This window comes from Kitasatospora sp. NPDC029367 (assembly GCF_055569135.1).
Genome location: NZ_JBVHYH010000137.1, coordinates 1 through 9313 on the forward strand (window position 1 = coordinate 1; position 9313 = coordinate 9313).

10 protein-coding genes are annotated in these 9313 nt (G+C 74.1%); 8 read left to right on the plus strand and 2 right to left on the minus strand.

Annotated elements, in window-relative coordinates:
- The first annotated feature begins 93 nt into the window (after positions 1-93).
- Positions 94-609, plus strand: coding sequence for a hypothetical protein (locus ACZ4W5_RS37385; RefSeq protein WP_360225852.1), 516 nt, complete (start codon positions 94-96; stop codon positions 607-609).
- Positions 610-612: 3 nt separating this feature from the next.
- Here ACZ4W5_RS37385 and ACZ4W5_RS37390 read toward each other — a convergent pair whose 3' ends face one another.
- Complete coding sequence (locus ACZ4W5_RS37390) at positions 613-1962, minus strand: SCO2583/SCO2584 N-terminal domain-containing protein (RefSeq protein ID WP_465659663.1); 1350 nt, start codon at positions 1960-1962, stop codon at positions 613-615.
- Positions 1963-2109: 147 nt separating this feature from the next.
- Complete coding sequence (locus ACZ4W5_RS37395) at positions 2110-2559, minus strand: hypothetical protein (protein WP_360225858.1); 450 nt, start codon at positions 2557-2559, stop codon at positions 2110-2112.
- Positions 2560-2753: 194 nt separating this feature from the next.
- Here ACZ4W5_RS37395 and proC point away from each other — a divergent pair, with 194 nt between their 5' ends.
- The 7 genes from proC (at position 2754) to ACZ4W5_RS37430 (ending at position 9096) form a co-directional block, all read left to right on the plus strand.
- On the plus strand, positions 2754-3581 hold the full coding sequence (proC, locus tag ACZ4W5_RS37400; protein WP_360225861.1) for a pyrroline-5-carboxylate reductase: 828 nt from the start codon (positions 2754-2756) through the stop codon (positions 3579-3581).
- Between the two features lie 85 nt (positions 3582-3666).
- Positions 3667-4857, plus strand: a complete 1191-nt coding sequence (locus ACZ4W5_RS37405) for an MFS transporter (RefSeq protein ID WP_465659665.1) — start codon at positions 3667-3669, stop codon at positions 4855-4857.
- 49 nt (positions 4858-4906) lie between these two features.
- A complete protein-coding gene (locus ACZ4W5_RS37410) occupies positions 4907-6103 on the plus strand; it encodes an acetoin utilization protein AcuC (protein WP_360225867.1) in 1197 nt (398 codons plus the stop codon).
- Positions 6104-6340: 237 nt separating this feature from the next.
- The gene (locus ACZ4W5_RS37415) at positions 6341-6550 is read left to right on the plus strand and encodes a helix-turn-helix domain-containing protein (protein WP_045699258.1); all 210 of its coding nucleotides are present in this window, start codon (positions 6341-6343) and stop codon (positions 6548-6550) included.
- Positions 6551-6741: 191 nt separating this feature from the next.
- Positions 6742-6840: a 30S ribosomal protein bS22 gene (locus ACZ4W5_RS37420; protein ID WP_003948845.1), complete on the plus strand. Its 99-nt coding sequence runs from the start codon at positions 6742-6744 to the stop codon at positions 6838-6840.
- A gap of 149 nt (positions 6841-6989) precedes the next feature.
- The gene (locus ACZ4W5_RS37425; protein WP_465659667.1) at positions 6990-8081 is read left to right on the plus strand and encodes an NAD-dependent epimerase/dehydratase family protein; all 1092 of its coding nucleotides are present in this window, start codon (positions 6990-6992) and stop codon (positions 8079-8081) included.
- A gap of 7 nt (positions 8082-8088) precedes the next feature.
- Complete coding sequence (locus ACZ4W5_RS37430; protein WP_465659669.1) at positions 8089-9096, plus strand: lysophospholipid acyltransferase family protein; 1008 nt, start codon at positions 8089-8091, stop codon at positions 9094-9096.
- The last annotated feature ends 217 nt before the right edge of the window (positions 9097-9313 follow it).

Genomic DNA, 9313 nt, shown 5'->3' on the forward strand with positions numbered 1-9313 from the left:
CACGGCGGAGCCGTCCCGCGGTCCGGGACGGCTCCGCCGCCGTCGTTCACCGGGCGCGGTGCCACGGCCGGCACCCGGGTGATAATCGACGACGTGAGCGAGCAGCCCCCCACCCCCGCCCCCAAGCCCGCCGGCGCCCCCGAGCCGGAGCCGATCCGCTTCTTCGGCACCTCCTGGCTCAACCGGGACAACGGCTACTGGCTGCGCCGGGTCGGCGTCTCGGCCGGTGCCCTGGCCGCCACCGCCGCCGCCGTGCTGGTGCTGCGCCTCGGCGTCGAGGGCGTCGCGCTCTCCGACAGCGGCGGCGGCTTCCTGAACGGGCTGCTGACCGCCGCCATCGCGGTCTGCTCGATGATGGCCGTCCGGCGCACCTGGAAGGTCCTCACCGTGGGCAGGGACCAGCTGACCGGCTGGATGGCCGAGGAGAAGTCGCTCGGCGCCGTCTGGCTGATCGGCGGGGCCGGCAGCCTGGCCGCCTACTTCGTCCGCAGCCTGGTCGAGGCCCCCGGCGAGGCGGTCCGGCGGGCCGCCCACCGCACGGCCGTCGAGCAGTACGAGAAGCGCCGGGCCGGCCGCGGCGGCCGACCCGGCGGCAAGCGCAGGCGCTGAGCGTCAGGTGCGGCTGACCGTGCCGCACCCCTCGGTCTGCGGGATGTCCTTGCTGCGGTCGTACGGGTCCTCCGCCGGACCGGTCGACTGGGGGCCCGGGGCCTCCGCGCGCAGTTCGTCGAACTGCGCGAACTCCGGGTGGAAGAAGCCGTCGTAGACGCCACAGGCCGAGTTGGCCGGGTCGGTCTGGTTCTTGGCGTACGCGATCTTCTTGGGAGCGACCCGGTAGCGGGCCGGGTCGTAGAAGCGGAAGGTGTCCACCCGGCGGACGATGGTGCGGGCGGTCCAGGTGTCCCCGGACGGGGCGTCGACCGGCGTGAGCAGGCCCGCCGGTTTGGCGGTGCCGCCCTGGGGCGCGGCCGGCTGCGGGGCGCCGGTCGACGGCACCGGCGTCATGGCCCGCTTGGCGGCCTCCGGGCCGGGGCGCAGCGGGTACACGTAGCTGAAGTCGGTGTGGACCAGGACGCCCCTGTCGCCGTCGCCCTCGAAGGTCATCCAGCCCTGCACCTTGATCACCTCGCCCACCGGGACGGCGTCGCGCGGGTCGAAGCGGCTGAACCAGCTGGTCGGGTTGGTCTCCTTGGACGGGTGGTCCAGGGCGGTGGTGGCCATGTCCCGCTCCTCCGGCTGCAGCAGCGCGAGCGCGGCGTCCGGCCGGCCGCCCGCGACCACCTTCGGGTCCAGGTTGCCGGCGATCAGGTAGTCCTTGACCAGCTGCAGCTGGTCGGCGACCTGGTCGGCGGAGAACACCCCGGTGGCCTTGGCCTCGGGCAGCACGAAGACGTCCGCGCCGTTCGGCCAGCCCTCGACGGGGGAGCCCGCCCAGGGGTGGGCCACGGTGGGCTGGTCGGCGGGCACGGTCGGCGCGGCCGTGGTCGGTCTGGCCGTCTCCGGGGCGACGGTCGGCACCGGCACGTGGGCGGCCGAGGAGTCGCCGTCGTGCAGCCAGTTGCGCAGCCCGTCGATGTTGAGCGCGGCCAGCAGCACGGCGACGGCCAGGACGGCGAACAGCGGGGTGCGCCACTCCAGGCCGCCCCGGCGCTTGGCCTGACGGACGTTGCCCCACGGGTCGACCGGCCGGACCTTGGGCTTGCGCCCGAACCGGCGCCTGGCCGGCGGCGGGCCGTCGTTGACCGAGCGGCGGCCGCCCGGGTCGACCGGCGGGGTGTGCTTCCACCGGGCGGACAGCATCCTGGTGCGCCCGGACTGCTCCTTGACGGTGGCGCCCTTGATGAACTCCTCGTCCAGGACGAGGTCGGCGAACGGGTCCTTCCCGCCCGCTTCGGACGGGTTGGACCCGTCCGGCTCACGACCCTCGGAGGGGCGCGGTTCCGGATCTTCGGCTATCGGCATCGCGCCAGTATGCCGACGGGGTGTGACGATCCGTTGATCGGGGGCACGGCCTGTGGTGGACCCGTGTGCCCGGCGGGAAGGTTCACCGCTCTTTGTCCGGAAACATGCCCCGAGTCGGGGGGCCGGGGGACGGCCGGGGGGACGGGCTCAGCCCTTGCGGCGGGCCTGCTTCACCGAGCCCACCACTCCGGCGATCACCAGCAGCAGGCCGGCCGGCAGGAGCGAGATGAAGAAGGAGCCGAACAGCCCGCTGTCGCCCAGGAAGTACTGCGCCAGGGTGTTCAGCACCAGCAGCCCGCCGGCCGCCGGGAGGGCCGACTGCCACGGGTGCGCGTCGGCCCAGCGGCGCAGCCGCCGGTCGGTGGTGTCGCGGCGCAGCTGACCGCCGACGGTGCCGACCAGGAAGAGGAAGAACAGGGCCCAGCCGGCCGGTCCGGCCAGCATGGCCAGTGACCAGTCCCCGGAGATCGCCTCGACCCCCAGGGCGGTCGCGCCCACCACCGCACCGACCCCCGCGGCCGTCCGCCACGGGCCCATCGTCGCCGAGGCGGCGGCGAGTTGCCGGTTCTCACGTCGGGACATCTCGTCGTGTGCCATGGCTCCACGGTGCGCCCGCCCGGGCCCGGAGGCCATAGGGGAAACCCCCGAGTTTTCTCCCTAGGGGCAGAGCACCCAGGCCTTCCGGCCCCCTCCCGTCCACTGCCGGGCCCGCCTACCACGGACCGGACGGTCCGGACGGGCGCCGCCGCACGGTGCGAGGATGGCCGCAGTACCGAGGTAAGGAGCGGACCATGGGCAGCAGCGCAGCACACGGACAGAAGATCGCCTTCCTGGGCACCGGCAAGATCGGCGAGGCCCTGCTCTCCGGTCTGCTGCGGGCCGGCACCGACCCGGCGGACGTCCTGGTGACCGCCCGCCGCCCCGAGCGCGCGGCCGAACTCGCCGACCGCTACGGCGTGGTGGCCGTCTCCAACGCCGAGGCCGCCAAGCTCGCCGACACCCTGATCCTCGCGGTCAAGCCGCAGGACATGGGCACCCTGCTGGAGGAGCTGGCCCCGCACATCAGCCCGGACCGGCTGGTGATCTCGGCGGCGGCCGGCGTCCCCACCGCCTGGTTCGAGGAGCGGCTCGCGGCCGGCACCCCGGTGGTCCGGGTGATGCCCAACACGCCGGTGCTGGTGGACGAGGGGATGAGCGTCATCTCCGGCGGCTCGCACGCCCGGGAGGAGCACCTGGCGCGCGCCGAGCAGATCTTCAGCTCGGTCGGCAAGGCGCTGCGGCTGCCGGAGGCCCAGCAGGACGCGGCCACCGCGCTGTCCGGCTCGGGCCCGGCCTACTTCTACTTCCTGGTCGAGGCGATGACCGACGCGGGCATCCTGCTCGGCCTGCCCCGGCAGGTGGCGCACGACCTGATCGTGCAGTCCGCGATCGGCGCCTCGGTGATGCTGCGCGACTCCGGCGAGCACCCGGTGAAGCTGCGCGAGGCGGTCACCTCCCCGGCCGGCACCACCATCGCGGCGATCCGCGAACTGGAGAACCACGGGGTGCGGGCCGCGCTGCTCGGCGCCCTGGAGGCGGCCCGGGACCGCTCCCGGGAGCTGGCCTCCGGCGGGAAGTGACCGCTGCACGACCCCTCCCGCAAAGGCGGCGCACCCCCTACGCTCTCGGCCAACATCGTTCTACCGGCCAGTAGCGAGGTCCCGCATGAGCGTCGTGTCCCCGACCGTTCCGCCCGGCCTGAGAGTCGGGCGGGCCGCGCTCGCCGTCAGCTTCCTGCTCCAGGGCACCACCTTCGCGCTGCTGGTCACCTGCATCCCGGAGATCCAGCACCGGTACGGGCTGAGCGACGGCCTGCTGCCGGTCTTCCTGGCCGCGGTGCCGATCCTGGCCGGGGTGGGCTCGATCCTCTCCGAGCAGCTGGTGAAGCGCACCGGCGCCCGGGCCGTGCTGCGGGTCGTCCAGCCGGCCGTCTGCCTCAGTCTGGCGGGCGCCGGGCTGGGCGACTCGCTGTGGCAACTCGCCCTCGCGCTGGGCGCGTTCGGGCTGCTGGTGGGGGCGCTGGACGCCAGTATGAACATGCTCGGGGTGGGCCTCCAGCACCGCTACGGCCGCTCGATCATGATCGGCTTCCATGCCGCGTTCAGCCTCGGCGGCATCCTCGGCGCCGCGATCGCCGGCCTCGGCTCGCACTACGACCTGGGGCTGCCGCTGCTGTTCGGCACGGCCGCGGCGGTGGTCGCCCCGCTCGCGGTGCTGACCGGCACGCGCTTCGCCGGGCCGGCCGAACTCGGTGACGCCGTCCGGGAGGCCGCCGAGGCCGCCGCCCGGACCATCCCCTGGCGCCCGCTGCTGCCGCTCTGCCTGGCGATGGCCTTCGCGTACATCGCGGACGCCTCGGTCTCCAACTACAGCGTCAAGTACCTCACCGACGGCCTGGGCAGCCGGGAGGACCTCGCCAAGCTCTCCTACCTCGGCTACATGGTCGCGATGCTGCTCGGCCGGGCCCTGGGCGACCGCGCGGTGCAGCGCTTCGGCGCCGTGCCGGTGGTGCGCGGCGGCGCCGCGCTGGCCGCGCTGGGCTTCGGGCTGGCCGCGCTGGCGCCCGCCGCCTGGGCGGGCATCGCCGCGTTCACCGTGCTCGGCTTCGGCATCTGCGCGATCATCCCGCAGGTGTTCGCCGCCGGTGGCCGGCTCTTCCCGGCCGACTCGGACGCCGCCGTGGCCCGGCTCAACCTCTTCAACTACGTGGGTTTCCTGATCGGTTCACCGCTGGTCGGGGCGATCGCGGACGCGAGCTCGTACCGCTGGGCGCTGCTCGCCCCGATGCTGCTGGTGCTCGCCGTGCTGCCGCTGGCCGAGCGGTTCGCCCCCGCCCCGGTGGTAGAGCTGGCCTGACGGTGGGGGCGGGCGGGGCCCGCCGCCGCCACCCACTACGGTGGAGGCCATGCCCGAAGCCGAGCGTGACACCTCCTGCGGCCTGCACCTCTACTGGGACGAGGCCGTCACCGCCTACGACTTCGGCCCCGGCCACCCGATGGACCCGACCCGGCTCGCGCTGACCATGCGCCTGGTCGAGGCCCTCGGACTCGCCACCGGGCCCGGGGTGACCGTGCGGTCCGCGCCGGCCGCGGGGGAGTCCACCCTGCAGCTGGTGCACACCAAGGAGTACGTCGAGGCGGTCAAGCACGCCGCCGCCCACCCCGAGCAGTCGGACCCCCGGCACGGGCTCGGCACCGACGACAACTGGTCGTTCCCGGCCGTCCACTCGGCCGCCGCGCTGATCGCCGGCCAGTCGGTCGCCGCCGCCGAGGCGGTCTGGCACGGCGAGACCCCGCACGCCGTCAACTTCGCCGGCGGGCTGCACCACGCGATGCCCGGCAAGGCCTCCGGCTTCTGTGTCTACAACGACCCGGCCCTCGCGATCGCCCGGCTGCTCGAACTCGGCGCCGAACGGGTCGCCTACGTCGACGTGGACGTCCACCACGGCGACGGCGTCCAGGAGGCCTTCTGGAACGACCCCCGGGTGCTGACCGTCTCGCTGCACGAACACCCGGCCACGCTCTTCCCGCAGACCGGCTGGCCCACCGAGACCGGCGGCCCGGACGCCCCCGGCTCCGCCGCCAACCTGCCGCTGCCGGCCGGCACCGGCGACGCCGGCTGGCTGCGCGCCTTCCACGCCCTGGTGCCCGAACTGCTCACCGCCTTCCGGCCGCAGGTCCTGGTCACCCAGCACGGCGCGGACACCCACCTGGAGGACCCGCTCGCCCACCTCGCCGTCACGGTGGACGCCCAGCGGCTGATCGCCGAGGAGCTGCACGGGCTGGCCCACCGGCTCACCGGCGGCCGCTGGGTGGCCACCGGCGGGGGCGGCTACGCCGTGGTGGACGTCGTCCCGCGCAGCTGGACCCACCTGGTCGCCACCGCCGCCGGCCGGCCCGTCGACCCGGCCACCGAGACCCCCGAGTCCTGGCGCGCCGAGGTCTACCGCCGCACCCGCCGCCCGGCCCCGCTGCGGATGACCGACGGCGCCCGCCCGTCCTGGCGCGACTTCGACTCGGGTTACGATCCGGCCGACCGGCTCGATCAAGCCATCCTCGCGGCCCGCCGCGCGGTGTTCCCCCACCACGGTCTGCTGGCCTGAATCCGCCGCCCCGGCCGGCACCCCGGCCGCGCGCCGGAAGGGCCGTGCGTACGCCCCCTGGGGCGAACCGCCGAGTGACTACGTACTGCAACAGTCCTATCTCTCACCGTACGAGGACTGCACCTCCCCTCTTCCCACTGGTACCACCCATAACTACTCTGGGGATACACGTGTGCCGGTGGAGTCACCGGAGGGGAAGCCGGTGCCTTGCACACGGGTAAGGGTCGGGTGATGGTCATGAGTTCCGTCGAGCGTCCCCTGCAGGAAGTCGTCTTCCTGACCGTGGCCGAGGTGGCCGCGGTCATGCGGGTGTCCAAGATGACCGTGTACCGGTTGGTGCACAGCGGAGAGCTGCCGGCCATCCGGGTCGGACGGTCCTTCCGGGTGCCCCAGCAGGCGGTGCACGAGTACCTCAAGGAGTCGTACGTGCGGCTCGAGAGCGCGTAGCACCGGGGTCGGCCGGGGCGGGTCCACAGCCCGTGGATCCGTCCCCGTTCGCCCCGGATTTCCCGCGAGTTTCCTGCTTCGGGGGAGCGCGATTACGGCCCGGGCCACGCGGACGGTAGGCTAGGCCCTCACGTCAGTCGTATGGACTCCGTCTCTCACGGACGAGAGTCTCAGTGAGCGAGGGTTGTTCCGTGGGCTCTGTCATCAAGAAGCGTCGCAAGCGTATGGCCAAGAAGAAGCACCGCAAGCTTCTGAAGCGGACCCGCGTTCAGCGTCGCAACAAGAAGTAAGCGCCCCCGGCCGCGCCCAGCGCGCCCAGCGCTTCCACCGCCCGTCCAGGCCCTCGCGGCCTGGGCGGGCGGTGTCGTTTCACGGCCCGGTGGGGCGGCGCGGTACGGTGCACGCAGCCGCTCGGGCCGAGGGAATGGGGTGCAGCACCGTGGGCGTGGTCGTGCTCGTCACCGGCGTGGCACGCCATCTGGGTGCCCGCTTCGCCGCCGAGGTCCGTCGCCGCCCCGGGGTGGACCGGGTCGTCGGCGTGGACGTGCAGCCGCCGCGGCTGCCGGTCGAGGAGCCGGACGGACCGGCCGCCTCGTACACCTTCCACCAGCTCGACCTGCGCCGCCCCGCGGTCTCCCGGGTGATCGCCGAGCACCGGGTGGACACCGTGGTGCACCTGAGCGTCAGCGCCACCGGTCTGGGCTCCACCAACCGCTCCGCGGTGAAGGAGTCCAACGTCATCGGCACCATGCAGCTGCTCGGCGCCTGCCAGAAGGCGCCCGGGGTGCGCCGGCTGGTGGTGAAGTCCACCACCGGCGTCTACGGCTCCGCGCCCCGCGACCCGGCGGTGTTCAGCGAGCGGATCCAGCCGAAGGACCCGCCCGGCGGCGGCTTCGCCAAGGACGCGGCCGAAGTGGAGGGCTACGTCCGCGGCTTCGCCCGGCGCCGCCCGGACGTCGCGGTGACGGTGCTGCGCTTCGCCAACATCGTCGGCCCGGGCGCCGACACCCCGCTCAGCGAGTACTTCGCGCTGCCGGTGCTGCCGACCGTGCTCGGCTACGACCCCAGGCTGCAGTTCGTGCACGAGGACGACGCCGTCGCGGTGCTCTGCCGGGCCGTCGGCGAGCCCGAGCCCGGCACCGTCAACACCGGCACCTTCAACGTGGCGGGGGAGGGCGTGCTGCTGCTCTCCCAGTGCGCCCGCCGGCTCGGCCGCCCGACCCTGCCGCTGCTGCTGCCCGCGGTCAGCTGGATGGCCGTACTGGCCCGGCAGACCCGGCTGGTGGACGTCTCGCCGGAACAGCTGCGGCTGCTCACCCACGGCCGGGTGGTGGACACCACGCGGCTGCGGGAGACCTTCGGCTACCGTACGGCGTTCAGCACGCCGGAGGCCTTCGCCGACTTCGCCGCCGCCCTGGGCCCCGGCCTGCTGCCGCCGGAGCGGCTGGCCGCCGTCACCGACCGGCTGACCGCCCTGCTCGGCCCCGAAGGGGCCACCGACGTCGTACCGACCCGCCGTCCGAGGAGCTGAACCCGCGATGAGTGCCGCAGCCGAGAACGCGCCGGGCGAGGCCAAGGTCATCCCGATCGAGTCCGCCCCCAGCTGGAGCTCGCCGGAGGGCCCCGGCCTGGCCGACCGGCTCGCCGGGGCCGTCGGCGGGGCGCTGTCCGGGCAGCTCGGCCCGGCGGCCACCCGGCTGTTCGGCAAGGGCTGGGAGGGCCGGGCCACCGAGCGGCTGGCCTTCCTGCGCCGCCGGATCACCGGCGACTACGAGGTCGACGAGTTCGGCTTCGACCGGGAGCTCACCGAGGAGGTGCTGCTCTCGCTGCTGCGCCCGCTGGCCGAGAAGTACTTCCGGATCGACGTCCAGGGGATCGAGCACGTCCCGGCCGAGGGCGGCGCCCTGATCGTCGCCAACCACTCCGGCACCATCCCGCTGGACGCCCTGATGACCCAGGTGGCCATCCACGACCACCACCCGCACCGCCGGCACCTGCGGATGCTCGCGGCCGACCTGGTCTTCGTGCTGCCGGGCGTCAACGAGCTGGCCCGCAAGGCCGGCCACACCCTGGCCTGCAACGAGGACGCCCAGGCGCTGCTGGAGCGGGGCGAGTTGGTCGGGGTCTGGCCGGAGGGCTTCAAGGGCATCGGCAAGCCGTTCTCCGAGCGCTACAAGCTCCAGCGCTTCGGCCGCGGCGGTTTCGTCTCCTCGGCGCTGCGCGCGGGGGTACCGATCGTGCCCTGCTCGATCGTCGGGGCGGAGGAGACCTACCCGATGATCGGCAACGTGAAGACGCTGGCCCGGCTGCTCGGCCTGCCGTACGTGCCGGTCACGCCGACCTTCCCGTGGCTGGGGCCGCTCGGGATGCTGCCGCTGCCGACCAAGTGGACGATCCGCTTCGGCCAGCCGATCGCCACCGACGGCCACCCGCCGGAGGCGGCGGACGACCCGATGCTGGTCTTCGACCTGGCCGACGAGGTGCGGGAGACCATCCAGCACACCCTGTACCAGCTGCTGGTGCAGCGGCGGTCGGTGTTCTTCTAGGCGCCGGGGTCTTCTGAGGCCGGTGTTCTTCTGAGGCCGGCGCTCTTCTGATCGTCTCTTTGCGGACCTGGGGGGGGGGGGGGGGGGGGGGGGGGGGGGGGGGGGGGGGGGGGGGGGGGGGGGGGGGGGGGGGGGGGGGGGGGGGGGGGGGAGGGGGAGGGGGAGGGGGGGGGGGGTGGCCCCCCCAACCCGCCCAGCGGCCTTTCGGGGGTCGCGC